This window comes from Microbacterium sp. ISL-103, assembly GCF_018613995.1.
GTDB lineage: Bacteria > Actinomycetota > Actinomycetes > Actinomycetales > Microbacteriaceae > Microbacterium.
Genome location: NZ_JAGGPD010000019.1, coordinates 7,337 through 7,685, shown reverse-complemented (window position 1 = coordinate 7,685; position 349 = coordinate 7,337). Strand labels below are relative to the sequence as shown.

Annotated in this window: 1 pseudogene; it reads right to left on the bottom strand. The window is 70.2% G+C overall.

The features are described 5' to 3' along the window. Positions 1–349 (bottom strand): annotated as a pseudogene (locus J7E68_RS20370) (mannitol dehydrogenase family protein); the annotation flags it as partial.

Genomic DNA, 349 nt, shown 5'->3' with positions numbered 1-349 from the left:
CGGCCTCCCACTGCGGTCGGCCCGCGGGGAACTCCCCGGCGATGACCCAGTCGGAGAACGGCTCGGTGACGACCGGTGCGCGATCTCCGTAGCGCTCCGCGAGCTCAGCCACCTCATCGTCCGAGAGTCGAGGCGTGATCCGATCCACGGAACTCGACACGAACGACACGTGGGCATCGATCCAGTCGACGAGACCTGGCACCCCGGCTGCCACGGCGCGGACCGCCTGTCGGAGCACTTCCCCGTTTTCAGGCAGGTTGTCGCAGGAGACCAGCGCGATCGCCCCGGAGTCCGCGCGGCGGCGCGCCTCGAGACCGAGCACCAGACGACCGATCGCGGTGACAGGGCG